The 26,942-nt window shown below is 54.2% G+C and carries 24 protein-coding genes; 15 read left to right on the forward strand and 9 right to left on the reverse strand.

Annotated features, from left to right (window positions below; translation table 11 throughout):
- Window positions 1–2 precede the first annotated feature (2 nt).
- Window positions 3–1,520 (forward strand): ABC transporter permease, encoded by a 1,518-nt coding sequence (locus ACR0NM_RS16130; RefSeq protein ID WP_480615675.1) that lies wholly within the window; start codon window positions 3–5, stop codon window positions 1,518–1,520.
- Window positions 1,521–1,691: 171 nt separating this feature from the next.
- Here ACR0NM_RS16130 and ACR0NM_RS16135 read toward each other — a convergent pair whose 3' ends face one another.
- From ACR0NM_RS16135 to ACR0NM_RS16145, 3 genes are all read right to left on the reverse strand, one after another.
- Window positions 1,692–2,393, reverse strand: coding sequence for a hypothetical protein (locus ACR0NM_RS16135; protein ID WP_480615677.1), 702 nt, complete (start codon window positions 2,391–2,393; stop codon window positions 1,692–1,694).
- 438 nt (window positions 2,394–2,831) lie between these two features.
- Window positions 2,832–3,605 (reverse strand): amidohydrolase family protein, encoded by a 774-nt coding sequence (locus ACR0NM_RS16140; protein WP_480615796.1) that lies wholly within the window; start codon window positions 3,603–3,605, stop codon window positions 2,832–2,834.
- Complete coding sequence (locus ACR0NM_RS16145) at window positions 3,602–4,606, reverse strand: amidohydrolase family protein (RefSeq protein ID WP_480615679.1); 1,005 nt, start codon at window positions 4,604–4,606, stop codon at window positions 3,602–3,604. Before ACR0NM_RS16145 ends, ACR0NM_RS16140 begins: the two co-directional genes overlap by 4 nt.
- A 711-nt stretch (window positions 4,607–5,317) precedes the next feature.
- On the opposite strand from ACR0NM_RS16145, the gene ACR0NM_RS16150 reads away from it, so the two are divergent.
- The 3 genes from ACR0NM_RS16150 to ACR0NM_RS16160 all read left to right on the forward strand — a co-directional run bounded on the left by ACR0NM_RS16150 (window position 5,318) and on the right by ACR0NM_RS16160 (window position 9,215).
- Complete coding sequence (locus ACR0NM_RS16150) at window positions 5,318–7,240, forward strand: DUF3604 domain-containing protein (RefSeq protein ID WP_170392772.1); 1,923 nt, start codon at window positions 5,318–5,320, stop codon at window positions 7,238–7,240.
- Window positions 7,241–7,398: 158 nt separating this feature from the next.
- Window positions 7,399–8,229, forward strand: a complete 831-nt coding sequence (locus ACR0NM_RS16155) for a peptidyl-prolyl cis-trans isomerase (RefSeq protein WP_170597593.1) — start codon at window positions 7,399–7,401, stop codon at window positions 8,227–8,229.
- A 329-nt stretch (window positions 8,230–8,558) separates the two neighbouring features.
- Window positions 8,559–9,215 (forward strand): HupE/UreJ family protein, encoded by a 657-nt coding sequence (locus ACR0NM_RS16160; RefSeq protein ID WP_480615798.1) that lies wholly within the window; start codon window positions 8,559–8,561, stop codon window positions 9,213–9,215.
- Window positions 9,216–9,698: 483 nt separating this feature from the next.
- On the opposite strand, the gene ACR0NM_RS16165 is transcribed toward ACR0NM_RS16160, so the two are convergent.
- Window positions 9,699–11,093, reverse strand: coding sequence for an alpha/beta fold hydrolase (locus ACR0NM_RS16165; RefSeq protein ID WP_480615681.1), 1,395 nt, complete (start codon window positions 11,091–11,093; stop codon window positions 9,699–9,701).
- Window positions 11,094–11,543: 450 nt separating this feature from the next.
- Here ACR0NM_RS16165 and ACR0NM_RS16170 point away from each other — a divergent pair, with 450 nt between their 5' ends.
- Together ACR0NM_RS16170 and ACR0NM_RS16175 are read left to right on the forward strand one after the other, a co-directional pair.
- Window positions 11,544–13,190 carry a hypothetical protein gene (locus ACR0NM_RS16170; RefSeq protein ID WP_170597602.1) on the forward strand — a complete coding sequence of 549 codons (1,647 nt, stop codon included), beginning with the start codon at window positions 11,544–11,546 and terminating at the stop codon, window positions 13,188–13,190.
- A gap of 147 nt (window positions 13,191–13,337) precedes the next feature.
- Window positions 13,338–14,237, forward strand: coding sequence for a prephenate dehydrogenase/arogenate dehydrogenase family protein (locus ACR0NM_RS16175; protein ID WP_480615683.1), 900 nt, complete (start codon window positions 13,338–13,340; stop codon window positions 14,235–14,237).
- A gap of 907 nt (window positions 14,238–15,144) precedes the next feature.
- Here ACR0NM_RS16175 and urtE read toward each other — a convergent pair.
- From urtE to urtA, 5 genes are all read right to left on the reverse strand, one after another.
- The gene (gene urtE / locus ACR0NM_RS16180; protein ID WP_480615685.1) at window positions 15,145–15,840 is read right to left on the reverse strand and encodes an urea ABC transporter ATP-binding subunit UrtE; all 696 of its coding nucleotides are present in this window, start codon (window positions 15,838–15,840) and stop codon (window positions 15,145–15,147) included.
- Window positions 15,841–15,843: 3 nt separating this feature from the next.
- Window positions 15,844–16,584 carry an urea ABC transporter ATP-binding protein UrtD gene (urtD, locus tag ACR0NM_RS16185; RefSeq protein ID WP_170597606.1) on the reverse strand — a complete coding sequence of 247 codons (741 nt, stop codon included), beginning with the start codon at window positions 16,582–16,584 and terminating at the stop codon, window positions 15,844–15,846.
- On the reverse strand, window positions 16,581–17,810 hold the full coding sequence (gene urtC / locus ACR0NM_RS16190; protein ID WP_480615687.1) for an urea ABC transporter permease subunit UrtC: 1,230 nt from the start codon (window positions 17,808–17,810) through the stop codon (window positions 16,581–16,583). Before urtC ends, urtD begins: the two co-directional genes overlap by 4 nt.
- Window positions 17,811–17,813: 3 nt before the next feature.
- Window positions 17,814–19,766: an urea ABC transporter permease subunit UrtB gene (urtB, locus tag ACR0NM_RS16195; protein WP_480615689.1), complete on the reverse strand. Its 1,953-nt coding sequence runs from the start codon at window positions 19,764–19,766 to the stop codon at window positions 17,814–17,816.
- A gap of 62 nt (window positions 19,767–19,828) precedes the next feature.
- Entirely contained in the window at window positions 19,829–21,109 is a 1,281-nt protein-coding gene (gene urtA, locus ACR0NM_RS16200) for an urea ABC transporter substrate-binding protein (protein WP_170392782.1), read from the reverse strand.
- Between the two features lie 443 nt (window positions 21,110–21,552).
- Here urtA and ACR0NM_RS16205 point away from each other — a divergent pair, with 443 nt between their 5' ends.
- The 9 genes from ACR0NM_RS16205 to ureG all read left to right on the forward strand — a co-directional run bounded on the left by ACR0NM_RS16205 (window position 21,553) and on the right by ureG (window position 26,901).
- Complete coding sequence (locus tag ACR0NM_RS16205; RefSeq protein WP_480615691.1) at window positions 21,553–22,320, forward strand: urease accessory protein UreD; 768 nt, start codon at window positions 21,553–21,555, stop codon at window positions 22,318–22,320.
- Window position 22,321: 1 nt separating this feature from the next.
- Window positions 22,322–22,624, forward strand: coding sequence for an urease subunit gamma (locus tag ACR0NM_RS16210; protein ID WP_170392784.1), 303 nt, complete (start codon window positions 22,322–22,324; stop codon window positions 22,622–22,624).
- A gap of 14 nt (window positions 22,625–22,638) precedes the next feature.
- The gene (locus tag ACR0NM_RS16215; RefSeq protein ID WP_170392785.1) at window positions 22,639–22,800 is read left to right on the forward strand and encodes a peptidase M23; all 162 of its coding nucleotides are present in this window, start codon (window positions 22,639–22,641) and stop codon (window positions 22,798–22,800) included.
- Window positions 22,797–23,102, forward strand: a complete 306-nt coding sequence (locus ACR0NM_RS16220; RefSeq protein ID WP_170402578.1) for an urease subunit beta — start codon at window positions 22,797–22,799, stop codon at window positions 23,100–23,102. Before ACR0NM_RS16215 ends, ACR0NM_RS16220 begins: the two co-directional genes overlap by 4 nt.
- Window positions 23,102–24,811 carry an urease subunit alpha gene (ureC, locus tag ACR0NM_RS16225; RefSeq protein WP_480615693.1) on the forward strand — a complete coding sequence of 570 codons (1,710 nt, stop codon included), beginning with the start codon at window positions 23,102–23,104 and terminating at the stop codon, window positions 24,809–24,811. Before ACR0NM_RS16220 ends, ureC begins: the two co-directional genes overlap by 1 nt.
- A gap of 121 nt (window positions 24,812–24,932) precedes the next feature.
- Complete coding sequence (locus tag ACR0NM_RS16230) at window positions 24,933–25,157, forward strand: DUF1127 domain-containing protein (RefSeq protein ID WP_170392788.1); 225 nt, start codon at window positions 24,933–24,935, stop codon at window positions 25,155–25,157.
- Between the two features lie 28 nt (window positions 25,158–25,185).
- A complete protein-coding gene (gene ureE / locus ACR0NM_RS16235; protein ID WP_170402584.1) occupies window positions 25,186–25,638 on the forward strand; it encodes an urease accessory protein UreE in 453 nt (150 codons plus the stop codon).
- Window positions 25,622–26,275: an urease accessory UreF family protein gene (locus ACR0NM_RS16240; protein WP_170402587.1), complete on the forward strand. Its 654-nt coding sequence runs from the start codon at window positions 25,622–25,624 to the stop codon at window positions 26,273–26,275. The genes ureE and ACR0NM_RS16240 overlap by 17 nt, the downstream gene beginning before the upstream one ends.
- Window positions 26,272–26,901, forward strand: a complete 630-nt coding sequence (ureG, locus tag ACR0NM_RS16245) for an urease accessory protein UreG (RefSeq protein WP_170392791.1) — start codon at window positions 26,272–26,274, stop codon at window positions 26,899–26,901. The genes ACR0NM_RS16240 and ureG overlap by 4 nt, the downstream gene beginning before the upstream one ends.
- The last annotated feature ends 41 nt before the right edge of the window (window positions 26,902–26,942 follow it).

Consider the following 26,942-nt stretch of genomic DNA (forward strand, 5'->3'; position numbering starts at 1 on the left):
ATATGAAACATGTTGATACGCAACAGATCCAACCGGAAACCGCCGACCGCCTGAATGGGCTAATAGGAGACTTTGTCGGTCAGGGGAACGCCTATTACCAGAAGACCTTCGCCTATATGATGCAGGCCCCAGGCTATCGCTTTACATTAAACACAGCTGCAGCAATCCTCGGGCCGATCTGGTTTGGTGCACGCGGGCTGTGGTCGTGGTTTCTCGGGTTTTTGGTTTTGGAAACGCTGGCCTACATCCAGATCGGTCTGGGTTTGTTTGGTGATCTTGGGCGCGAGTTCCGCGAGCGGGCGATACAGATCGAGCAGACACTGGAGCTGCGCCGACAGCAGATTGCAGCGGCGGAGCAATCCGGGTCGACCACGTTGGAGTCGTTGAAACGCGCGGCGGAATCACTTGAAGGAGCTCTGGCTGGCGCGCAGGAGGCCGCACGCACAGCGGACTCTACCGGTGTCACGTATCTGATCATTGGGATCGCCCTTCTGCTGGCAGTCAAGTTTTTAGCTGCTTCGCTGGCCAACTGGACGCTTGAAGGTCAATTCGCGCGCTGGCGTTCAGACCCAAGTGTAGCCCACGGCTGGTCTATCTCTCGGCTGATTGTGGCGACGGCGTTGACCGCTGTGGTCGTGATCCTGTCTATGATCAAATTTGCACAACCGGACGCGGTGGCTGTGCTCAAGACCTTCCCAACCAACCGGGACTGGCGTCTGAACGTAGGCGATGGTGTGCAAGCGGTGTTCGAGTGGACCAAGACTGCCGGGCGCGGCTTCTTTGATGGGCTGACCTATGGGATGCGCACCCTGCTGGACTGGATCGAGGTTGTGCTGGTCGATACCCCCTGGCCGGTCGTAGCTTTGGTGATCATGATGCTGGCTTACCTGTCGGCTGGTCCCCGTGTGGCGATCTTCACCGGAGCCGCGCTGGCCTATCTAGGCCTGCTGGATTTTTGGGAAAAGGCGATGACTACAATCGCCCTGTTGGGCGCCGCGGCGCTGATTTCGATCACGCTGGGCATTCCATTGGGTATCTACTGCGCCCGTCGCCCACGTGCTTTTGCCATCGTGCGGCCCATTCTAGATTTCATGCAGTCAATGCCCTCCTTCGTCTACTTGATCCCGGTGGTGGCTTTTATTGGATCTGGAAAGCCTGCAGGCGTAGTTGCAACCATGATTTTCGGTAGCCCTCCGGTAATCCGCTTTACCGTACTTGGCCTGCAACAAGTCCCTGAAACTGTGCGGGAAGCCGCGTTGGCCTTTGGAGCAACGCCTCGTTACCTGCTATGGCGGGTAGACCTGCCCTTGGCGCACAAAACCATCATGGCAGGTGTGAACCAGACTATCCTGATGTCTCTGGCAATGGTTGTTGTCGCCTCGCTGATCGGTGCCAAGGGTTTGGGCGAGGACGTGCTAGAGGCACTGCAATACGCAGCGGCGGGACAAGGAATTCTGGCCGGTTTGGCAATCTTGTTCTGCGCGTTAATCTTGGATCGGATTGTGGCCGGAAGAAAATAGCAATTGTGGCAAACGCACGATCATCCGACTGAAGTTCTAAGTGTGTTTTCAAAGCCAATTGGTAGAGGGCGCTGCCTGAAGAGCAATCCGATGCTTTGCCCATACCTCTCAAAAAAGGCTGAGAAACATCCGGTGCATTAATAAAAAGAAAAGTCCAATAGTGTCCTCGGATCAGTACCGGGTTACAACGACTGCGACCGCAGCGAACACCACACCAATCAAAAGAGCCTTTGTATTCATTGAAGAACGATCGGGCAGTTTAACCCGAAGAGATAGAGCTATAATCACGCCCCCCGTTAACCCGGTCGCGATTGAATAGAGCATGCTACTTTTGTCCGCGTTGAGACCGATCAATATGCCGACCGTAAGTGAAGCGACAAAGTATGCACGTAGCCATCCAGACATATGCCCGGGGTGGGTTTTATAGAGATAAATATTCACTCCAAATAAATGCAGCGAATAGGCCAACGTTCCTATGACGTACAGTTCAGGCGAAGTTGCGGTTGCTTGCATGACTGTAATGGCAAGCAAGCAGTTATAGGTTCCGAGTGCCACAGTATCCAAGCCAAGAGACAACCTGTTGTCGACCCCTATCTCGCGACCGGCTTCCAATAAGTAGTAAGCGAGAAATCCTAGCAGAGAGTAACCATACAGCGAGTGTTCCCATTTCCCGGTTGCAGCTAAACCGGCTGACAATTCACCGATTTTTGGCAGCAAGAAAAGGAAAGCATAGCCAAGTCCGATCCCTGATGAAAAATCAGATAGCCAGCTTGCCTGGGCCGGGAATCTGCGGAAAAAAGACACGCAGAAGACGTGAACAGTACCGATGACTGCAATCGATGTTATCGCGAGGTATGTCGGCGCTTCGAACACGGCTAAGATCCAACGAACACATTACAAGCTGATGAGACACTCGTTGAGATCAAAAGCACAACCCAGAAAGTGAAGAAGGTGCGATAGCGGCTTTCTCAGAATGCCCACCGAATAGTTTTTTGAGTACCGATCGTACTGAACGATCAACGGCAGCTTTTGTCTGCTTAACAGCCAATTATTCAAGTTTGCCAAACACGTGCCTCGAGCCCATCGCGCCCAATGACGCAAGGTTTGCCAATGAAAAAGAAGCACGGAAAGCGAGAATTACATGGTTGAAGGCGTGCCTTGAAACAAACACTTGTACAGGCGTTCGGCCTTGCCGAATTGAACCCGGTGCGTTCACAAGCGCATAGCCTTGTAACCCCCAAGAGAGCCTGGACCATGCGTCTCTTTCGGAAGCCTTGGTGCCAGTGAGTTAAATAAACTCGGATCAAAACGTTATTTGGCCTCAAAAACCATCTCGCCCTCGACGAACGTCTTTAATATCTGCGCCTCACTGACCTCCGAGATCGGAATTTCAAATAGGTTGCGGTCAAGCACGATGAAATCGGCAAGCTTGCCTGTTTCGATTGAGCCAAGCTCTTCTTCCGCAAAATCCAAGTATGCAGAGTTGATTGTGCGGGCATCAATTGCCTGCTTCAGCGTGATCGCTTGGCTCACCGCAGGATCGGGTGGACTCGTGTCAGCCACAGGATCGATACGGGTCACGGCCGCCTCGATCGATGCCAATGGGGTCTGCATGAACAACGGACCATCAGAAGCGATAACGACCCGTCCTCCGGCGTCAGCCACAGAGCGCATTGGGAAAACCCTCTGCGCGCGTTCCGGGCCAACCACGCGGTTGACGACATCGTTGTGGGGGTTCGAAAACCATAGTACTGGCGAAAATTCCGGTGTCAGATCGAGTTCTACCAGTCTTGGCATGTCATCTTCCGATATGAAAAACGAATGGGCAAGCTGGTAGCGGCCTTTCAGCTCGCCCAGTTGGTTTCGTGCGATTTCCATTGCGTCCAGAACAAGCCTAGCACCGCGATCACCCACAGTGTGGAAAACCATGCCTTTCATACCTTGTTCTTCAAACCGGATAATGTCGGCCACAAGTTCCTCTTCGGTGAAAAAGATTAGCCCATAGTCGCCCTGACCAGAAGCAAGAGGATCATACTTTGAAACCGCGTCAGATTGGGACTGTTCCGCTTTTGAGGCGTTCGTCAGGAAGGTTCCAGCATCGCTCCGGTTTCAGTCGGAATGCCATCGATATTGACCTTAATAAAGGTTGGGTCCAGCCGTGGCGCGATCAAGTCTTGAAACGTGTCGATTGCAGCACGTTGGTCTTCCACGGATTGATATGCCCGCGTCGGAGAATCGTAGGTCCACGCCACACTAACCCTGATCGGAAGCCCCTCGGTCGTTGCAAGCCGATGTAGCGCCTGCACATTTATCAATTCGCTATGCATGTTTCTGGCAGATGTCACACCCATTGAGGCAAGCAAGTGTAGCACGTCCCTTGCGCCATCAACGTGGGTTTCGATATCCAGCCCGCGTAGAAATGGCATCGCGTAAAGACCCATCGCGGCCTCTTTCATGTAGCCTGTTGCTTCTCCTGTTTCTGGATCCCGCACAATGATCCCGTTCCGTGGGTCCGGTGTATCGACATCAATACCGCTATCGATCATCGCCGGTGTATTCAGCACTGCCTCGTGCCCGGTTGCAGTGATAATATAGGCCGGAATATCAGAGACTGCCTCATCAAGCCAAGTAGTGTTCGGTTCTCCATCAAACAGCTCGTTGGCCAATCCAGATCCAAAAAGGTATTCGAGATCTGGGCGCGCAGCTACAAATTCGCGAATCAACTCCGTTGCCGCTTCCGGGTCGGCATCGCCCGGGAGTAGGATCACCTCGTCAGACAATGCCGCAGCAACGTACCAATTGCGGAAATGAACATGGATGTCATAAAGGCCCGGCAATACCATCGCACCCGCAAGGTCGATCGTTTCAGTCTCGCTCCCAGCCAGCGCAACGACTTCTTCTGCTGAACCGACAGCAATGAAACGTCCATCCTCAATCGCAAACGCCTGGGCCCATTCTTGTTCAGGGTCGACCGTATAGACCTGCGCATTGGTGTATATGGTGTCGGCGGTTTGAGCGTGTACTGCCGTCGTCGCAAGGGCGATTAATGCAACGGGCGCTAACAGGAAGCGAAATGAGAAGGCCATGGGGCTATCCAATCATTGTGCAAACATTGATCCTCGCCAACGCAGGGATTGGCTGAACGGGACCCTCAAGCAAGCTTCCGAGCAATGCGCGCGCGCCCATCTGATGCACAGCGTTGAATATCTTGATACTATTAGCAACTTAAATTACCGCGATTCAGTTCTGAAATTTACCCTTGCTTTGTCCGCAAGCGGGGCCTTCAGCTCCGGGTCGTCGAAGGTCAGCTTTCCTTAGCCTGACCGCTTTTTTTGCTTTCTTCTTTGATCTGAGAGCGGACATTAAAACAGTTAATCGCTAATAGCGGCAAAGTCTGCAAAGCTAGAATTGCAAGGCGCAGGTTTGAAGGCCTGGTTTGGGCTGCGGCGAGTTGCTGATCTTAAATCATCCCAAGATCCATCTCAGGCCTTCATCTTAAAGTTAGATGGCTGCTGCAATGGAGGGCGGCCGAGCATTTGCCAATCCTAACGGTGCTGAGTCGCAATTTCTCTAAAGCTTCCGTTATCGATGTTGAGCACAACAATCTAGGAGATGGCTTATGGAGTTATTGTTAGACCAACTTCTTCAGACAAACTCCTAAGTGTACCACCGTGACAATGCCAAAAGCGGAATATCCCCACAAACGGAAAATTGATGTTATATAGAGAAATAGGAATATTAATTCTTGAGTTGCAGATCATCGGCACCACCGCGCTATCTTGATTTAGGAGTTCCACATGCTTCGAGCTTTTGTTTGTTCTATCTCACTAGGGCTGGCATCATCGACTGTCCTTGCAGATGCTGTTCCAAGTGAAGAAGCCGCGGCAGGCTTGTTCTCAGATCAACCGTATTCCCCGTATGCCGAACGCACTTTCCCCGAGCGACCGCTGTGGGGAGACACGCATCTTCACACCGGGCTTTCGCTGGACGCAGGTGCTTTTGGGAACACTCTGTTGCCTGATGAAGCATGGCGTTTTGCAAAAGGTGAACAGGTTACTTCTTCAACGGGTCAACCAGTAAGACTGGCCCGGCCTTTGGACTGGATGGTTCTCACGGATCACACTGACCTAATGGGATTCGCCCCTGACCTTCAGGCTGGCAAGCCAGGCGTTCTTGCCGATCCGAAAGGTTTGGAATGGTACGAAGGTTACAAGGCAGGCGGCGAAGAGGCCGGCAAAGCGGCGTTCGATATCATTACCAATTTCTCGCAAATGACCCTGCCAGAAGTCCTTCTGGACTCCTACAGCCCGGGTGCTGACGCTTTTGCTTTTACATGGGAGCAAATCGTTCTGGCTGCGGAAGAACATAACGACCCCGGCAATTTCACGGCGTTCATAGGGTTCGAGTGGACTTCCGTACCCAAGGGCTTCAACCTGCACCGGAATGTTATGCTGCGCGATGGGCCCATCAGGGCGCTTCAGATGGTGCCGCCAGTCACGCAACCGCCCTTTGGTGATACCGACCCAAGAACGCTGTATTCATGGCTAGATGACTATCAAGAAAAAACGGGTGGTCGCGCGGTAGCTTTCGCCCATAATGGCAACCTGTCGAACGGATGGATGTTCCCGACCGAAGACACCTATCACGGTGGCAAGGTCGACGAGGAATATGTGGCTGCCCGCGCAAAATGGGAACCCCATTACGAAGTCACTCAGATCAAGGGCGATGGCGAAGCGCACCCCTATCTGAGCCCCGACGACGAATTCGCGGATTACGAAAACTGGGACGTTGGCAACCTCGACATAACCGAGCTGAAAACTGATGACATGCTGGCCGGCGAGTACGCCCGAGAAGCCTTGAAGCGCGGTTTGTTGTTGGAAGATAAGTTCGGCGTGAACCCATATAAGTTTGGCATGGGTGGCGCGACGGACAGCCATACGTCTCTGGCAACTGCTGAGGAAGACAACTTCTTCGGAAAATCCGTCAGCGTTGAACCTTCGGCCACGAGAATAAAGCATCCTTTCATCGCCAACGATCTTGGCGAAATTCCTGGCGACCTCCTTGTAGCTTCCGGGTACACGGCCGTTTGGGCGACCGACAATACTCGCGCTGCGATCTTCGATGCGTTCAAGCGGCGCGAAACCTACGCGAGCACTGGACCGCGGATTGGTCTACGGTTCTTTGGCGGATGGGATTTCCTCGACGCTGATGTTGAAACTCGCTTCCTTGCGGATGTGGGCTACACAAAAGGTGTTCCAATGGGTTCGGATCTGCGACCTCGCGAGGGTGAAGGTCCGCCCACATTCCTGATCGCTGCTCTGCGCGACCCGGTCGGGGCCAACCTGGATCGCGTGCAGGTGATAAAGGGATGGCTCGATTCCGAAGGTGCTTTGCAGGAAAACGTCTATGACGTGGCATGGTCGGACAACCGTGTTGCCGATCAAAACGGCAAGATCCCTGCGGTTGGGAATACCGTGGATCTGGAAACCGCCAGCTGGACCAATACAATTGGAACCGCCGAACTGGTAACTGTTTGGTCTGATCCTGATTTCGATCCAAATGCGCGGGCATTCTATTACGTACGTGCGCTCGAAATCCCAACCCCACGCTGGGTGTTGTACGACAAACTGAGGTTTGGTGCGGAGCTGCCAGAAGATGCGGTACTTACGCATCAGGAGCGCGCGTATTCCTCGCCGATTTGGTACACGCCGGCAGAGTGACCTTACTTCGTGCAGATTTGGGGACCCAGGTCGCAATCACTAACTCGGGACGCTCTTATGATAAGCGGCGCACCTTGAGTTGCAATTCCTTGTGTTATTCAACTGCCTGATGCCAGCATAAAACATAATGCCGTATCGCGTTTCACGCAGGAGCCTTCATGCGAATAGTGAAAGAACCTCTGTTCCATTTCTTCTTGATCGGAGCTGCCATATTCATTTGGTTCCACATAATATCACCAGATAACGACGCCGCTGCAGATCCGGAGACGATAACTATAAGCGAAAGTGATGCCGCGCTGTTAGCTTCACAGTTCGAAGCAAGGTGGAAACGCCAGCCAAGCGGTTCTGAGCTACAAGCGTTGGTCGACGCTTCAATTCGCGAAGAAGTATTAGTTAGGGAAGCAAGAAAACTTGGTTTAGAACGCGGAGATAGCGTGATCAGGTCGCGGCTGAGCCAAAAGATGGATTTTCTGACCGAAGCCATCGCCGCTTCAGTTATTCCAGAAGACGAAGATCTAGAGGCTTTCCTCCAACAAAACACGGACCGCTACGCGACACCCAACAAGGTCGCGTTCACTCAAGTTTTTCTTGGTGAAGGACCAAGTGAGACCGAGATTGAAAGGGCACTGGCCGCCTTGCGTGCGGAACAAGAGACTTCCGGCTTGGAAAGCGCGACACTACTGCCTGCATCAATGCCCCTAACCGCGACACGGGTAATCGACTCGGTCTTTGGAACCGGATTTTCCAATGGTCTCGCCAATCTCGAAAAAGGCCAGTGGATGGGGCCGGTCCAATCGGGTTACGGCATCCATCTGGTGAAAGTGCTTGCCATTGAACCAAGCCGGATACCTCGCTTGCAAGAGATCCACAGTGTGGTGCTTCGTGATTGGCGTCGCGCCATGAGCGAAGATTTGGCGCAGGCGCAATACGAGGCTCTTGCCGACAATTATGAGATCACAGCACCCGATCTCACAGGTCAGGTCAAATGAACTTCATCTTCAGCTTGATGTTTGCTCTGCTGTTCACGTGGCCCACGGGGTACGCCAACGCGCATGCGCTTGATCCGGGATACTTGGAAATTCGACAAATCACTACGGACACTTGGAGTGTTCATTGGCGAAAACCAGATGTGTATGGTCAACCAATGGCGATTGATGCGGTGTTACCGGATGGCTGTACACCCTCACACGGCCCTGACCCAATCTCCGATGGGCGAGCGTGGGTTTCTTCCTGGATTGTCGAATGCCGTGCTGAGATCGCGGGCCAATCCATCGAGATCGACGGACTGGCGGCACAAAAGAACGACGTTTTGGTCCGTGTGCATCCTCTGCACTCCGAGCCTGCCACGCTTCGTTTCACCCCGGATGCTGCCATCCAAAATATACCTTTTGAACAGACAACATGGTCTGTTTTCATAGCCTATTTTCAGTTGGGTTATGAACACATACTAGAAGGCTGGGATCATCTGCTCTTCGTCTTCGCCCTATTTATTTTGGTCCCTGATCCGTGGAGACTGGCGGGAGCAATCACGGCATTCACCTTGGCACATTCAATAACACTGGCACTGGCAACGCTGGGATTTCTGAATGTCCCCGGCCCGCCGGTCGAGGCCGTCATTGCGCTTTCTATCGTTTTTTTGGCAATGGAAATTGTTAAGGGCGGTGACGGGCGTTTTCGACTTTCAAAACAAAAGCCCTGGATCGTTTGTTTCGGATTTGGGCTTTTGCACGGCCTTGGTTTTGCAGGCGCTTTGGCCGAGATAGGACTTCCCTCCAACGATATTCCTGCAGCCTTGTTTGCCTTCAACCTAGGCGTCGAAGCTGGGCAGTTGAGCTTTGTCGGAGCTTTGGCACTTCTTGTCGCGATCTGGCGATTGATGGCACGTCCAGTTAGCCAAAGGGCGACTGTGATTGCCGCTTATGGCATCGGGTCAGTATCGATGTACTGGCTCATAGAACGCATAAGTGGGTTCTAAAGCGCTAAACCTCGATGTCGTTGAGGTGGTAGATCGGCTCAAGGCACTAGTCGATTGCGAAGCGCGCAAATTGACCGGATGCAGGTGCAACCGCGCAGAATAGGCTGCGAACAAAAGCCCACTTCATCGCATGCCCAACGTTTGTTTACCTAAGCGGCCATAGTTGCTCCCTGTACAAACTGCGGATCGGGTACGCATACTTCAGCCAGCACCTTCAAACCCGCTCGCCATAAATGGGATAAAACAAACGACAAGCGATGTTTAACGGGTTTAATATGAAGCGATCTTTGGTTGAGTGATCAGTTCCCCTGCGGACCAAGCAAACCACTACTTCAATCGCCGGATAGCGGTCGATGCCTACCAGGATCACGATTGGGCGAATGACCTCGGGAATGCTTTTGAAGTACTTGACGGAGTTTGGTCTGGTCATTCCCAAACGCCATCCCGTGCCACGGTGAAGCCTAGTTAATCTGAGATAACCTTTCACTTGTGTTCTGTTAAGAAAGCCAATGCGTCTCTCTCGAAACGCGGCCACTCTGGGTCGTTGTCCGGCATGGCATGATTAGAGCTTTCGTAGGCGATGAACTTCGCGTTGGGTAATCCCTTAGCGAACAGTCGCCCCTGATCGACCGGTTGCATCCTGTCTCCCGTCGCATGACAAACCAGGCACGGCACCTCAACCTTTGACAATGTTTGCCGGATATCAATTTGGTCGATCACATCGCGATACCGTCCCATGTTTTCGGGCGAGATCATTTGGCTCATGTCTTTTGCATATTGCCGCCGGGCTTCTTGGCTCGCGCCTGGCACAATGATCTGCGCCATCAAATCGCGTAGAGACGGATACTCGTCGTCCCACCCTGCAGTCATCATGTGTTTCATAGCCAGAGCCCGCGCCACATCCTTCGGAGACTTCCGTTTTGCTCGTCCTACTGGGAAACCACCGATCATAACAATTGCCGAGACCCGGTCTGGTCGACGGGCTGCAAAGGCGGCGGCTACAGCAGACCCCTGTGAAATCGCAAGGATTGGCGCGCGCTTTAAACCAGCCGCGTCGTAAACGGTTTCCAAGTCATCAACGAACCTATCGAACGTGCAAGTTTCTGCATCCCAGTCGGAAAGACCGTTGAGCCGTGCATCAAATCGAATTAGTCGGTGATGTTGCGCAACCGAAGTGCAAATTGGAGCCACCGCAGGATTGCGCCAGTCCAGTTCTAGATGTCCAATCCAACTTGGTGCTTTAACAACCGGGGATCCGTCACCCACTACGCTCCAAGCCAGATTAATGCCGTCATCAGTTTGACAGTAGCAGATTTCTTGTGTTTTGGCGAAATCAACTCGTGACTTTGATACACCTTCATCAGTGAAATTAATCGACAATACCTCAATCGGCTGTGCAATACCTTTGAGTGTCCGCAGTCCCTCTCTGTGCAATCGGTTGGCATAATCCGATCCGGCAAGATCGCAGAGTACTTTTGAGACCAGAATGCCACCGGGTTCAGCTGCCGCTTGGAGACGTGCCGCAATGTTTACGCCGTCTCCGAAGATATCTTCACCGTCCACAGCGACATCGCCTACATGCAAGCCTGCTCTAAGCTGAATGCGTTCTGGAACCAAATATGGATGGTCTGGCTCTCTAAGGTGGGATTGAATCGCGATTGCCCCTTCGAGTGCGTGACTCGCTGACGGAAATTCTATTAGTGCCCCATCGCCAAGAAGTTTGACCACCCGGCCATGGTGCTGGCCGACGATTGGTGTCACCAAATCGCGGTACAGCGTGTTCAGTGTTTTGAGCAGTGCCTTTGAGCCACCCTGCATCATCCGACTGAAGCCGACGACGTCGAGAGACAGGATTGCAGCAAGGCGACGTTGGCTCATGGTTATTTCCCGCAAGATTGCTCGAAAACTCTACCACGCCCATAAGATGTTAGAATCGATAACTTGTCAGAAGGCGTGTTTTTTGCTTCGAGATTACCGTTCGCAAGGTCTCTAAAAGTCGGAAAATCGGAGATACAGTCACGTAAAGTGCCTGCAGATACGTCTTTTTGCGAAAGGCCGTTTTGTCCGAGTCTCTGTCCTTGCCTCGATCTTGATGAGCTTACGCAGACGGAAGAACCGGACCTGAAAGACTGAAACCTCGAACCGGAGACAGCCAAGAACCGCATAGCGAAGACAGGCGTCCTCAGACAGAAGCGCCCACATGACAACAGTGAGCGCAAATCAGCTAAAAGAATGAGCAGGTACTCCATTTCTCGCCAAATTGCGGCGTCGCTATCGACTCAAGGCGTTCCATGATAAACTTAGCGAATTTAGTGGGGGAAAATCCCGATGGAGTACTACGACCTCGGCGACTACACTCGTAAGATTTCAACGTCGTCAGATAACGCTCAGAGATGGTTTGATCGGGGCTTGGCGTGGACATATGCCTATAATCACGAAGAGGCGATAGTTTGCTTTCAAAAGGCTCTTGCCGCCGACCCCGATTGTGCGATGGCGCATTGGGGCATCGCGTATTGCATCGGACCTAACTACAACAAGCCTTGGGAAACTTTTGAGGACGACGAGAAGCCCGACTGCATCGCATTGGCAAGTGCATCAATCGAAGCCGCTACCGCGCTTTTAGATCGATTGACACCAATTGAACGTGCCTTGATCGAGGCGATCCCATCCCGCTATCCGAGTTCGCCAGACGTAGAGGATTTCAGACCCTGGAATGATGCCTTTGCTACCGCAATGCGCAAAGTCCATGCCGAATTCAGCAATGATCTGGACGTGTGCGCCGTCCTTGCCGAGGCTATCATGAACCGGACGCCTTGGCAGCTTTGGGATTTACGGACCGGGAAGCCAGCCGAAGGCGCAGACACGCTTGAGGCAATTGGCGTGCTCGACACAGCGTTCTCCTCTCTTCCTGGCGCATGGGAACATGCTGGGCTTCTACACATGTATATCCATCTGATGGAAATGTCCCCACACCCCGAAAGGGCGCTGCGCCATGGCGATGCGCTCAGCACACTGATTCCGGACGCCGGGCACCTACTGCATATGCCTACTCATGTCGACGTTTTGTGCGGTGACTACATGAACGTGGTGCTTCGCAATCAAGCGGCCATCGTTGCCGACAGGAAGTTTCTGAAGCACGAAGGCCCCGACAACTTCTACTCCGTTTATCGCTGCCACAATTACCACTTCAAGATCTACGGGGCGATGTTCCTCGGACAACCGAGTGCAGCGATAGAAGCGGCGGAAGAATTGATTGCGACATTACCTGCGGAGACCCTTCGCCCCATGGCCGACTGGTTCGAAGGTTTCATCCCTATGAAGCAACATGTTCTGATCCGGTTCGGACGCTGGCAAGAGATACTCGATCAGGACCTGCCAGTGGATGAAGAGCTTTTCTGCGTCACTACCGCCATGATGCGGTACGCGCGAACCGTTGCCTTGGCGAACCAGCACAAGATCACTGAAGCCGATGGTGAAAAGGTAAAGTTTTATGAAGCTTTGGATCGGGTGCCTGAAACCAGAATGCTGTTCAACAACACGTGCCTCGACATCTTGAAGGTTGCTGAGCAAATGATGCTAGGTGAGCTAGCCTATCACAAGGGAGAGCACGAGAGCGCTTTCGAGCATCTTCGCAGATCGGTCGAGATTGATGATGCGCTGCCCTATGACGAACCCTGGGGTTGGATGCAGCCCACTCGGCATGCGCTCGGCGCTTTATTATTGGAGCAAGGCCATATGGTGGAAGCGGAAAGCGTCTATCGCGCCGACCTTGGTCTGGATGCAACGCTTAGCCGGGCCTGCCAGCACCCAGGCAATGTCTGGAGCTTGCACGGCTTGTACGAATGCCTGACTCGGCGCGGTGAAACGGTTGAAGCGCCCCAAATAAAACTACAACTGGACAAGGCCGCTGCCCGAGCCGAAGTGCCAATCAAAGCATCATGTTATTGCCGGCACAAGGCTTTGGCAGCCGAGTAATCGGCTGCCAGAAGGACAGTCTGAGTCAAAAGCAACATCTACTTTACCCGCAATGCGGGCTTCAAATCGAGTTGGCCGAACGGCCGCATAGAATCCAAAACTCTAAAACGCAGCGCCCTAGCCGATTGCCGCTATGCAGCAATATCGTTGACTCTGCTCTCTCGGGTGTCTTATCGCTGTTGTCATGATGAAATCGTTCTTTGCACTCCAGGACTATTATCCTCAGCTTCGATAGCTGCGGGTGCTTCATCATTAGTTTCCGCTGCCCCTGACAGCGGTCAACAAACAATCGACCTTGTGCCGGGCGGCAAATTTAAAGGTCGAAAAATGAACAACAACAGAAGAAATCAAAACACTTCACTAGGTATCGTGGGGTTTGGTGCGTTCGGACAGCTTGCAGCCCTTCATCTTAGCCAGCACTTCGAAATATCTGCTTACGATCCGTCCCCAGGCGTTGCCAAGGCCGCAAAGCAACTCGGAGTACGTCTGTCATCATTATACTCAGTATCGCAGGCTGACGTGGTCCTCATTGCTGCACCAGTGTCCTCATTTGAGCAAGTTGTCAGCGAGATCGCGGCTGCTTGTAAGCCCAGCGCGCTGATTGTTGATGTAGGCTCAGTAAAGGTAGTTCCCTCGGAAATCATGCGGCGGCGGCTACCGAACGATGTAGACATAATCGCGACCCACCCGTTGTTTGGTCCTCAGAGTGCTGCGACAGGTATTAAGGGTTTGAAAATTGCCGTCTGCCCCATTCAGGGAAGGCAACATGCCAGACTTGCTGCGTTTTTGCGCAAGACACTGGGTCTGACTGTCATCATGACAACTCCAGAAGATCACGACCAAGAAGCGGCAGTAGTCCAAGGGCTCACGCACCTCATCGCCAAAGTGCTTCTGCGAATGGGACCGCTGCCAACGCGCATGACCACGAAGAGTTTTGACTTGCTGTCTGAGGCGATTTCCATGGTTCAGCACGATGCGCCAGAGGTATTCGAAGCGATTGAGAAGGCCAATCCCTACGCCGAGACCGTCCGACGACGGTTTTTTTGATTTGGCCGCAAGTCTGAGTGTAGAGCTGGAGGCAGCATTTGATTACACCGCCAACAACAAAAACGGACGTTGAATACCTGTCGGATCTCGAACAACGCGTAGTGAAAGCGTCGGGCGAACTGGCCTTTTTCTTTAAGGCCTTTCCAAAATGCATCCCGAAGGGTGACGGGTCCGCAATGCAAAACGGTTTTTCTACCATGTCTCTCGCGAAACCGAAAAAGGCCGATGCGTCGAGGCGGTCCACTTTGGATGTTTCGCGCAGGACAAAGGTTAGATTGTTGTAACGCGATGCGGCTTCTTACAGTTCATCAAGATGCACTGCTTTGCTCCTGCCTCGGACGGAGTAGATTCGCGTAACCGGGCCGCCCTCCGGCTGCAGCGCCCCCGCTATTGCGGAAAGCTTAGGACGCAAAGGTCAAATTCAACTGATGCCCAACGTTGGCAGCGCCTTCCGATGTCGAAAGTACCCTGCTTTTCTGGTCTGACTGTGACGGTTGGATCAGGTTTGTGTGACATTCAACAGGAAAGTTGTGCGATACATAGTTTTATCCTCCAATGACACTTAAGTCATTGACTATTAGTCATTCGGTAATTCTTCGGCGTACAGGTTTTGCCGTTTGCGGCTCAAAAGCCTTCCACAACAAAGGTGCGTCTAGAAAGCCGTCACTACGTTAATTGCGGTGCAAGTTCGAGGAGCGTCCACGTCGAGCCATAGGACGAAATGAAGTCCGTCATCTGATCAAAAAATATTTACTCTTCAAGCCAGAAGACACCACGCGATGGGGTTTCAGAAGAAAATACAGTTTCAATTGAACCTGTTCAGATCATCAAACCATGTCCCGAGCTTAGATTGCGCCAAATTTTGGATTTCATCCTTCAATTCCGAAACCAATTTCAAGTATCAGCACTAGACTGTTACAGCCTGCAGCAACTCATCGCGTGTCACGTCTTCCCTGGTGCCGTTGCTTATGACTTCTCCTCGTCGCAACGCGATAAATCTGTCGGCAAGTTCATAGGCAAAGTCAAAGTATTGCTCCACTAGAATGATTGCCATTCCACTCGTGGTTCTGAGGTGTCGGATGACTTCGCCTATCTGTTGGATGATGTTGGGCTGAATACCTTCGGTCGGCTCGTCCAACAGAAGCAGGCGTGGTCGTGTTATCAATGCCCGTGCAATCGCCAGCTGTTGCTGCTGACCGCCAGAAAGGTCACCTCCGCGACGGTTTTGCATCTGTTTGAGGACCGGGAACATATCAAATATATCACCTGGAATGAAATGTTCGCTGGCAGGCAGACAGGCATACCCCGTTTCAAGATTTTCGCGAACTGTGAGCAAAGGAAATATCTCACGACCTTGTGGGACATAGGCCACACCTTTCCACGCCATTTGATGAGCAGGCAGGACGCCCAGAATTTCCCCGTCCAGTTCCAGACTGCCGCCCGATCGCGGATGCGTACCTGATATTGCTTTCATAAGGCTGGTTTTCCCGACACCATTGGTCCCCATGACGCAAGTCACTTCACCTTGTCTGGCTTCCATGGAAATCCCGTTGAGGATTTGCGAATGCCCATAATGCAAAGTCAGTTCTGTTAGCTTCAGCATTGTTTAGCGCCCTAGATATACGTCGATGACGTCCTGGTTAGATGTCACGTGATCAAGACTGCCTTCAGCCAAGGCGGACCCTTCGTGTAGAACCGTGACTTTGCAATTCAGGCGTCGTACAAATTCCATATCGTGTTCCACCACTACAACGGCACGGGTTCTGGCGGCTTGTACTAGCAAGTCGGTCGTGTGTTCGCGCTCCTGCGGTGTCATGCCAGCGGCAGGCTCGTCCACCAGCAAAAGTCGTGGCTCCTGAGCCAGCAGCATGCCAATTTCCAGCCACTGCTTTTGACCGTGGCTCAGTTCACCAGCTTTGCGGCTTAAACTCTGATTCAGACCGATTTCGACAGCCAGACCTTCAACTTTTTGCAAATCGTCAGTGGAGGTTCGATAGAAAAGCACGTGAAGCCAGCCACGTTTGTTCTGAAGCGCCATCAACAGGTTTTCCTGCACGGTCTGGTCTTCGAAAACCGTAGGTTTCTGGAACTTCCTTCCGATCCCAGCCTGCGCGATCTTTGCCTCGGACAGCCCCAACAAAGATACCGATTTCTCCCCCCAGATGACACGTCCTTCATCGGGCCGGGTTTTACCTGTAATGATGTCCATGAACGTGGTCTTGCCTGCCCCGTTTGGGCCGATCACGGCGCGAAGCTCGGCCTCGCCGATCTGAAACGACAAGTTGTTGATAGCACGGAAACCATCGAAAGTGACCGAAACGCCGCTAACCTCAAGCAAAGTGCTCATTCGATGGCCTCCTTCTCGCGCAGAGCGCCGTCATCCGGTCCCAGATTTGCCCCATGCCTGTCTGGGTGGCGGCTGTCGGTCCACAAGTCGAACAATCCTCCGATGCCCTGCGGGGCGAACAACGTAACCAACACAAAAGTTATGCCCAATAGCACCTGCCACCAGTCGACCCATTTGATCGTGTAAAATCCAAGCGGAATATCCGGGGCCTGTCCGCCCGTGAACCACGTGCTCAGAAGACTGACAAAAGCTGCACCAATTACCGCGCCGTACAATCGGCCTCGTCCACCGATGGCGACCCAGACGGCCAAATAGATCGAGGCGATAGGGGCCATTTCCTCGGGATTGATGATGCCTGCTTGCGGGTAATAAAGCGCGCCGGCAATGGCTGCGATACAAGCAGTCAGGGTGAAGACAGCCAGCTTGAATACCTCGACTGAATAGCCAAGGAAGCGCACCCGTGCCTCGTTATCGCGAATGCCACGGATGACCGATCCGAACTTGCCTGACACGATCCACGCCGCCAGCATATAGCCCAGACCCAAGGCCAGCGCCGAGGCCCAGAGGAACCAGATCGACACCAAGTCCTGCGAGGCGGTAACACCTGGCAGGTTCTGCAGGCCGGACAAGCCGTTGTTCCCACGCAGCCCGCTGTCGTTCTGAAACAGATACAGGGCCAGTGCCAACGTCATCGCCTGTGTCAGGATCGATAGGTACACACCGGTGACACGGCTCCGGAAAGCCAACCATCCGAAGACCAGCGCCAACAGACCCGGGACCAGCACAACCAGGATCAGTTGCAGGGTCAGGCTGTGGGAGAACGCCCAGATCAACGGAAACTCCGACGATCCGACAACGCCAAAGACTTGTGTTCCAATCGCGTCCACCACTTCGGACGACGTCGGTGGAATTTCGGCCTGTGCCAGCGAGTCGACCACGATCAGGCGCGTGCGTTCGTACATCAGCCACATGCCGATCATGTAGCCCCCCAGCCCGAAGAAGGCGAAGTGGCCCAGTGACAGGATGCCGGTGAAGCCCCAGACCAGATCCATCGCCACTGCGATCAGGCAAAGGCACAGGGTTTTGCCCAGCGTTTTGACGAAACTAGTCGAGATTACACCGATCCCGAAACCCTCGGACAGGATGGTTACGCTCAGGGTGAACAGGGACAGGATGGCAAGAAAGACCAACACGGATGGGTTCTTGGCGATAAAGCTGCGTTCCATGGCTCAATCCCCCGCCGCGCGACCCTTGAGGGCGATAATGCCCCGCGGCCGAAACTGGATGAAAATGATGATGAAGATGATCATGTAGGTTTGGGCCGCGAGGGTGTTCGACGGGTTCATCCACTCGATCCCCTTCTGCAGGAAGCCGATCATGCCCGCACCTGCAAGCGCGCCCCAGATGTTACCAACACCACCCACAACCACTGTCATGAAACTTTGCACGATATAGTCGCTGCCCAGATCGGACGTGACCTTGGCGAATAGGCCAATCGCGACCCCGGCGATGCCGGCAATGCCGGAGCCAAGCCCAAAGGTCAGCATATTCACTCGCCCGGGATTAATCCCCATTGACGCCGCCATGCGCGAGTTCTGCGTTACTGCACGCATCTCAAGCCCTAGCCTCGTCCGTTTGATGATGTAGAGGAAAAGTCCCAGAAAAATAAGCGCCAGAACGAAGATCGCAATGCGGATGTAGCTGATTGAAACCACGTCATTCAGCATCCACGAACCATCCAACCAATCGGGAGCAGTCAGCGGGCGCGCCTGCGTGCCAAAGATATTCTTGGCCAGCTGCTGTAGGGCAATTGAGATGCCGAACGTCGCCAGCAACGTCTCCAACGGGCGAGCGTAAAGCCAGCGGATCACCAACCGCTCCATAGCGACGCCCATCGCGAAGGTGACAGCAAAAGCCATTGGAATAGCGACCATGATCGAAAGCGTATGATCAGGGATAATCTGCTGCACCACGTAGCCGGTATAAGCACCCATCATGATGAACTCGCCATGGGCCATGTTGATCACGCCCATCACGCCGAAGGTGATGGCCAGACCGATGGCGGCGAGGAAATAGATCGACGCCAGTGAGATCGCGTCCAGCGTCAGGTCGAGTGTTTGGTTCAGGCCGACCTTCAGTTCGATCTGTTGCAGGGCTTTCTCTGCTGCTTCAGTGACCTCGGCAGATGGCTCACTGTAGGTTTCGAAGAATACATGCGTGTTAACTGCAGCGTTGACATCCGCGTTCGTGACTAAGGCTGGCACAGCCCCCGCCTCTGCCAGAGAGGTATACGCACGCGCGCGCATTGTATCTGAATTCAACTGTGCGACGGGAGTACCTCCTACACGACCACCTTCTATATTGGCCGCCAGTGCCGATCTGATATCTTCCGCCGAAACACGCGGTGCGGCCAGGTTTCCTGCAACGAGCAAGTCATATGCTTCGTCAAACGTTAAGGCGTCTGACCCCGCTTCAAGAATAACGGCGACGTTCAGGTCCTGGGGCAATTGGGTAGCGGCTTGGCGGGCAGTGACGACCAACGGGTTCAGAGCCGCACGAACGTCTACGCCCAGATCGCCGGACATTTCTTTGATCGCCGCCACGCGGGCTGCGGTATCTTCGTCAAAACCAATCGTCAGCAACCGTTCCAGCCGCTGCTTTTGCGCCTTCAATTCTGCTTCGGGTTCATCCCCTATCGAAGCGCGAAGTGGCTCCAAGAGTGCACTTTCGGGATCACGTTGGATGGATTGCAATGCGGCCAGACGTTTTGCGCGATCCGGATCGGTCAGTTGGAACCGGACCAGAGCGGTCCCGATCATCGCGCGGATACCGCTGTTGGGCTTCAGCTGCCTAAGCTCGGATCTCTCAAACGTACCGACGACTTCTCCGGTATCGAAGTCGGTCAATTCATACGACCGCCCCTCTCCTTTCTGGCCAGAAAAGAACAGACCGTCCGACTTGCGCATCCACATGTTCTTGGCTGCCCATGTCTCAAGCATCACTTGTGCCTGAGGCAAGCCGCTTGACGCAATCGCATCAATCGCCGGTTTGATCGTCTTGCGCGAGCTTTTGGCGATGATCTCCTGATGCTCTTGCAGGATCGGTTGTAGACCGACCTCTTGAGCGTTGGCAGTCAGGCAGGCGCACAGGATTGCGAGGCCCGCAAGGAAAAGTCGTACCATGTGGTGAAACCCGAATGTCTTTTTTGGCAAGGCGGGCAAACAAACCCGCCTTGCGTGGTCTGTTAGTAGTTCGACAGGGTCTGAACGCAGGTCTTGGTCTCGGTGTTGTACATACCGCAACCCAGCTCTTTCCAATCCGAGACGAGCACAGCCGACTCCGGCAGGAAGTCGGTCCAGGCGTCACCCGGCACGACATCAGTCTCACTGATGATATCGAACTGGCCGTCTTCCTGAATCTCGCCGATCAGAACCGGTTTCGCGAGGTGATGGTTCGGCAGCATCACAGCGGTGCCTCCGGTCAGGTTCGGGAATTCCTGCCCATACATCGCGGCGCGCACGGCATCGACCTCGGTCGAACCGGCCTCGGTCGCGGCGTTTACCCACATGTTGAAGCCGATGTAATGCGCCTCCATCGGGTCATTGGTCACACGTTCATCACCCATGGTGGCTTTCCAGGTGTCCACAAATTCCGCGTTGGCCTCAGTATCCGCCGACTGGAAGTAGTTCCAAGCGGCGAGGTGACCGACGAGGTTGGTGGTGTCCAAACCGGACAGTTCTTCCTCACCGACCGAGAAGGCCACGACCGGAATGTCATCTGCCGAAACACCAGCCGCTGCCAATTCCTTGTAAAAACCAATATTGGCGTCACCATTGATGGTCGAGATCACACCGACTTTTTTACCATCCGCGCCCAGCGCGACCACGTCCGCCACGATCTTGGACCAGTCGGAATGGCCGAAAGGCGTGTAATTGACGAAGATATCTGCTTCCGCGATACCTTTTTGCTTCAAATAGCTTTCCAAGATATTGTTGGTGGTCCTGGGGTAGACATAGTCTGTGCCGAGCAGAGCGAATTTCTCGACCCCCAGTTCCTCCAGGAAATAGTCCGTGGCGGGGATGGCCTGTTGGTTCGGAGCGGCACCGGTATAAAAGACGTTTTTAGAGCTTTCTTCGCCCTCATACTGGACCGGATAGAACAGAAGACCGTTTAGTTCCTCGATCACTGGCAGAACCGACTTGCGGCTCACCGAAGTCCAATTGCCAAAGATTACATCCACCTCGTGGACGGTTAGCAGCTCACGCGCTTTTTCGGCAAACAGAGGCCAGTCAGAGGCCGGGTCGACCACGACAGCTTCAAGCTGTTTACCCAACAGACCGCCCTTGGCGTTTTGCTGGTCAATCAGCATCAGCATGGTGTCTTTCAACGTCGTTTCCGAGATCGCCATCGTACCGGAAAGCGAATGCAGCACTCCAACCTTGATCGTGTCTTCGGTCGACAAGGCGGCGGTGGCCATGACAGCAAATACTGCCGATCCGGCGAGTGTGGATTTGAGCGATTTCATGTGATCCTCCTGGCGGGGCCGGGAGAGAGGGCTTGCACAAAGGCACACTCTTCTTCTACCTGATCCCCGCAACTGTTGTTGCGTTCCGTGTGGCGGTTGTGTTCGAGGTCCAATTCGCGCAGCCGTCACACACCCCCGGGTCATCTCCGCGGTGGCACCCATACGGTTTCTGCATCGCAGCAAGCTTGGCAACTTACCTTTAACCCAATTCGGAAAATCGGCGCGATCCGCCTATTTTTTCATCCAAGACCGAGGTCGCTGTCTAAAATTTAGCCGCGCGATGTCGAATTAAGCAGATTTCGACTCTGTAGATTAGTGTTCCGCCCCTTCAACAGAGAAACAAGTGGCACCAATCAAAGCTCCAAAGGTGCCCTATTACCCACGTTGCAGCCATATTGCCTATGCACAGTGCTATTCCACCGCGCGCTGCAGGCGCCGTCAGTTTGAGTACCAAGCAATTGGGTGACAGGACGGTGCTGAACAAGTTTCGCCAGTCCGGGTCTTATAAATGTCTGTTCCCCAGAACCAACACACCTGATCTTGACGCGGTTCTTCTTAACACGGCAGGCGGCGTAACCGGAGGCGACTCATTTCGACTTTCCGGTAAGGCAGCAAAAGGAACGGCGCTGACTTTGACAACACAAGCCTGCGAGCGCGCCTACAAGGCCAAGCCGCAAGAACGTGGCCAGATTACCAATCATCTGACTGTTGAGACTGAAGCCCGGCTGAACTGGTTGCCGCAAGAGACTATTCTGTTCAATGGCAGCGCTCTGGAGCGACGCCTGAAAATAGAGATGGCGCCAGATGCCGAGATGCTGATGGTAGAGCCGCTGGTCTTCGGCCGTATTGCGATGGGCGAGACGCTGACCGATATCCGTCTAAACGATCGGATCGAGATACGGTACCAAGGAAAAAAGGTGTTCCTTGACGCGATCCAGTTCTCGGGTGATTGGCACAAACATCTGTCCAAACCGCATATTGCAAACGGCGCGGGTGCGATGGCGTTGATCGTCTTTGTATCGGAGTCAGCCGAAGGTCATCTGAATGCCATTCGTCAGATGCTGCCCGACACCGCAGGTGCAACTATGATCCGCAATGACCTGTTGGTTGCTCGTGTTCTTGCCGAAAACAGCTTTGCCCTCCGTCGCACATTGATGCCGATCTTGCGACGGTTGAACAAAGACACGCTGCCTCGATGCTGGATGCTTTGACATGAACCTGACCCCTCGCGAAAAAGACAAACTGTTAGTCGCCATGGCCGCCGAAGTCGCCCGCAAACGCCTGGACCGCGGCGTCAAACTGAACCACCCCGAGGCGATCGCCCTGATCACCGATGCCGTGGTCGAAGGTGCACGCGATGGGCGTTCAGTTGCTGACATGATGCAAGCCGGGGCCGAGGTGATCACTCGAGAGCAATGCATGGAAGGTGTGCCCGAAATGATCCACGAAGTTCAGGTCGAAGCCACCTTTCCAGATGGCACCAAGCTGGTGACCGTCCACAACCCCATTCGCTGAAAAAGGAAACCAATATGACACGCATGCTTTTCCCCGCCCTGATCTTCGCTGGCCCGGCAGCCGCCCATAACGGAACGCATATCCACGCGCACGGCACCGATTATGCGGCGATGGGCGTTGGGCTGGCGGTTGTTGCGCTGGCCGCTGTCGCGCTGATCACAAAGCTGAACAAATGATCCCCGGGGAGCTGTTCCCGGCTGATGGTGAAATTACCCTGAACCCCGACACTGATGCGATCACTTTGATGGTCGCCAATACCGGCGACCGCCCGGTTCAGGTCGGCTCACACTACCATTTCGCCGAAACCAACCCGGCGCTCGACTTTGACCGAACTGCCGCGCGTGGCCTGCGCCTGGACATTGCGCCAGGCACCGCTGTGCGGTTCGAACCGGGGCAGGCCCGCGAAGTTTCGCTGATCCCGATCAGTGGTGCGCGCAGGGTCTACGGCTTCAATCAAAAGGTCATGGGGGCACTCTGATGCCAGCAAAAATCAAGCGCTCAGACTACGCCGCGATGTTCGGCCCGACCGCAGGGGACAAGCTGCGGTTGGCCGACACCGATCTTGTGATCGAGGTCGAACATGATCTGACCAGCTATGGCGAAGAGGTCAAGTTTGGTGGCGGAAAGGTAATCCGCGACGGGATGGGGCAATCTCAGACCACGCGCGCCGAAGGCGCTGTGGATACGGTCATCACCAATGCTCTGATCGTTGATCACTCGGGCATCTACAAGGCCGACGTTGGCCTGAAAGACGGGCGGATCGCCAAGATCGGCAAGGCGGGAAACCCCGATACACAACCCGGTGTCGACATCATCATAGGACCCGGAACCGAGGCCATTGCTGGCGAGGGTCGTATCCTGACGGCAGGTGGGTTCGACAGTCATATCCACTTCATCTGCCCGCAACAGATCGAAGACGCGCTGCATTCCGGCCTGACCACCATGCTGGGCGGTGGCACCGGTCCTGCGCATGGGACATTGGCCACCACTTGCACCCCCGGTCCATGGCATATCGGGCGGATGTTGCAAGCGGCGGATGCTTTCCCGATGAATCTGGCCTTTGCGGGTAAGGGCAACGCTTCGCTGCCTGCCGCGCTCGAAGAACAGGTCAAAGCCGGAGCCTGCGCCCTGAAACTGCACGAGGACTGGGGAACCACCCCGGCCGCCATTGATTGCTGCCTGTCGGTGGGCGACGCGATGGACGTGCAGGTGATGATTCACACCGACACGCTCAATGAATCAGGCTTTGTTGAAAATACCGTGGCGGCCATGAAGGGTCGCACTATTCACGCTTTCCACACCGAAGGCGCAGGCGGAGGCCATGCTCCGGATATCATCAAGATCTGCGGCGAGAACCACGTTCTGCCGTCCTCGACCAATCCCACGCGGCCCTTCACCGTGAACACGGTTGAGGAACATTTGGATATGCTGATGGTCTGTCACCACCTCGACAAATCCATCCCCGAGGACGTGGCCTTTGCCGAAAGCCGCATCCGGCGTGAGACAATCGCAGCCGAGGATATACTGCACGACATGGGCGCATTCAGCATCATTGCGTCTGACAGTCAGGCCATGGGTCGGGTCGGAGAGGTTTTGATCCGCACCTGGCAAACCGCTGACAAAATGAAAAAACAGCGCGGACGTCTACCCGAAGAAACCGGTGAGAACGACAACTTTCGCGTCCGCCGCTATATTGCCAAATACACGATCAACCCTGCTATTGCCCATGGGCTCAGCCACGAGATCGGGAGCATCGAGGAAGGCAAACGCGCCGACCTCGTCCTTTGGAACCCGGCCTTTTTCGGGGTGAAGCCCGAGATGGTTCTGCTGGGCGGCACCATAGCCTGCGCGCAAATGGGCGATCCCAACGCGTCGATCCCTACACCGCAGCCGGTTTATAGTCGGCCGATGTTTGGCGCTTACGGACGGTCAGTGGAAAACTCGGCGATCACATTTGTCTCGCAGGCGGCCCATGCGGATGGGATCGGTGATACACTGGGATTGGCAAAGCAAACCGTCGCCGTCCAAAACACACGAGAAATTGGCAAGCAGGATCTTCTGCTGAACAACGCGACACCGCATGTCGAGGTCGACCCGGAAACCTACGAGGTGCGTGCGGATGGCGAATTGCTGACTTGCCAACCCGCCGAAACGCTGCCGATGGCGCAACGATATTTTTTATTCTGATCAAAAAATGTGCTGCGTTGCGGCGCGTGCAAGGCAGCAATGACCAAATACGCACTTCTAAGTGAGGCCAATATGACAGATATAAAAACCCATGGGAGGACCAACGTTTACGAGGGTCCAAATGGCACACTCAGCAACACATACAAACACGCGCTTTTCGCTGGCCGGTTTAATCGTATCCATCGGGTCGTCAATTTACTCGGCCCTGATCAGCGTAGCCGAAGCTCAATCTCGCGTCCGGCAAGTCGAATTCCTGCAATCGCTCAGCGACGAAGAGTTGAAAAACCGCGGTCTGACGCGCGAACGGATCGTGCACCGAGTGTTCTCGGACTCAATCTGGCTCTGAATATTCCCGCTGCAGAGGAGGTGATGGTATGACCGCCCTGCTCTGCACTGCGCGCCAGTATTCGGATCACACGCATGGCGATCCGGCAGACTGTCTCTCGTTGACCTACGACAACCGTTTTTTGCGGCGTAAGGTTCTTACCTGCGAAAGCGGCGAACAGATTCTCATCGATCTCGCGCAAACGACCTCACTGAACCACGGTGGCGCGTTGGTTTTGGACGACGGTCGCGAAGTGGAAATACAGGCAGCACCGGAAGTGTTGCTGGAGGTAAAAGCACCGGACCTGACACGTATCGCCTGGCATATCGGCAATCGGCACACGCCTTGTCAGATTGAAAAGACTCGCCTGTTGATCCAAGTCGATCACGTCATCCGTGATATGCTTCTTAAAATCGGAGCAAAAGTGCGAGAGGTGAATGAACCATTCACCCCCGAAGGCGGGGCCTATGGCCACGGCAGGACCCATGGCCACACCCACTGACGCCGACATCCTGACGCTGACACAATGGTTGTCCCCTGCCTATCCTGTTGGGGGGTTTGCCTACTCTCACGGGCTTGAAGCTGCGATTGACGGGGGAACTGTCGCGAATTCTCGGGATACTGAAGCCTGGATTTCAGATGTGCTGGAACATGGCTCTGGGTGGAATGATGCCGTGTTCGTTGTGGCGGCCTTCAACGCGCATGACAAAGAAGAACTGATCAACGTCGATATCGCGGCGCGCGCCTTTTGTGCGACATCCGAAAGGCTCATGGAAACCGAATTGCTGGGACAGGCCTTCGGAAATGTCACCAAAGGTGTCTGGGAATTGGACCTTGGGCAATTCACCTACCCCGTCTCAATTGGACGGGCTGCAAGACTTCAAAACCTTCCCTTGCTGCTGACGACCAAGATGTTTCTGCAAGCATTCGCAAGCAACCTTGTCGCCTGTGCGACGCGCCTTGTACCACTGGGACAGACCGATGCGCAGCGGTTGATCCGCCAGCTGACACCGTTGTGCGCCCAGATTGCTGAAAGGGCAAAAAAGGCGAGCCTGGATGAGTTAAGCTCTACCGCGTTCTTGGGGGACATTGCGGCCATGAAGCACGAAACACAATATTCGAGGATTTTCCGCACATGACCAGTATGAACGGCCCGCTTCGCGTAGGTATTGGAGGCCCAGTAGGAGCCGGAAAAACCACTTTGACCGCCGCCTTGTCTGAAGCGCTGCGCGATGTCTGTTCGGTGGGAGTTATTACTAACGACATATATACGCAGGAAGATGCCGAAGCGCTGATGCGCATGCAGGTCCTGCCGCGGGACAGGATCATCGGCGTCGAAACTGGCGGTTGCCCGCATACAGCAATTCGCGAAGACGCCTCGATCAATTTGGCCGCCGTCGCCGAGATGCAGACACGTCATCCGGATCTCGATATTGTTTTGATTGAAAGCGGAGGCGACAATCTATCAGCCACATTCAGCCCGGAACTGGCGGATCTGACCATCTACGTGATCGATGTCGCTGCAGGCGAAGAAATACCCAGGAAAGGCGGGCCGGCGATTACGAAATCAGACATCCTCGTAATCAACAAGACCGACCTTGCACCGCATGTTGGCGCTTCGCTGCAGGTTATGGAACGTGATGCGAAAATGATGCGTAAAGGAAGGCCATTCTTGTTTTCGTCACTTCGTCACAGAAGCGGGGTCGACGCAATTGTGGATCTGCTTGTGAAAGGCGGAGGTTTAAGAATTTCGGAAGCGAATTAGTCCCAGAGACGAAGAGGCTAAGATAGCTCGCCAATTAGCCC

This window comes from Ruegeria sp. AF2, from assembly GCF_056542025.1.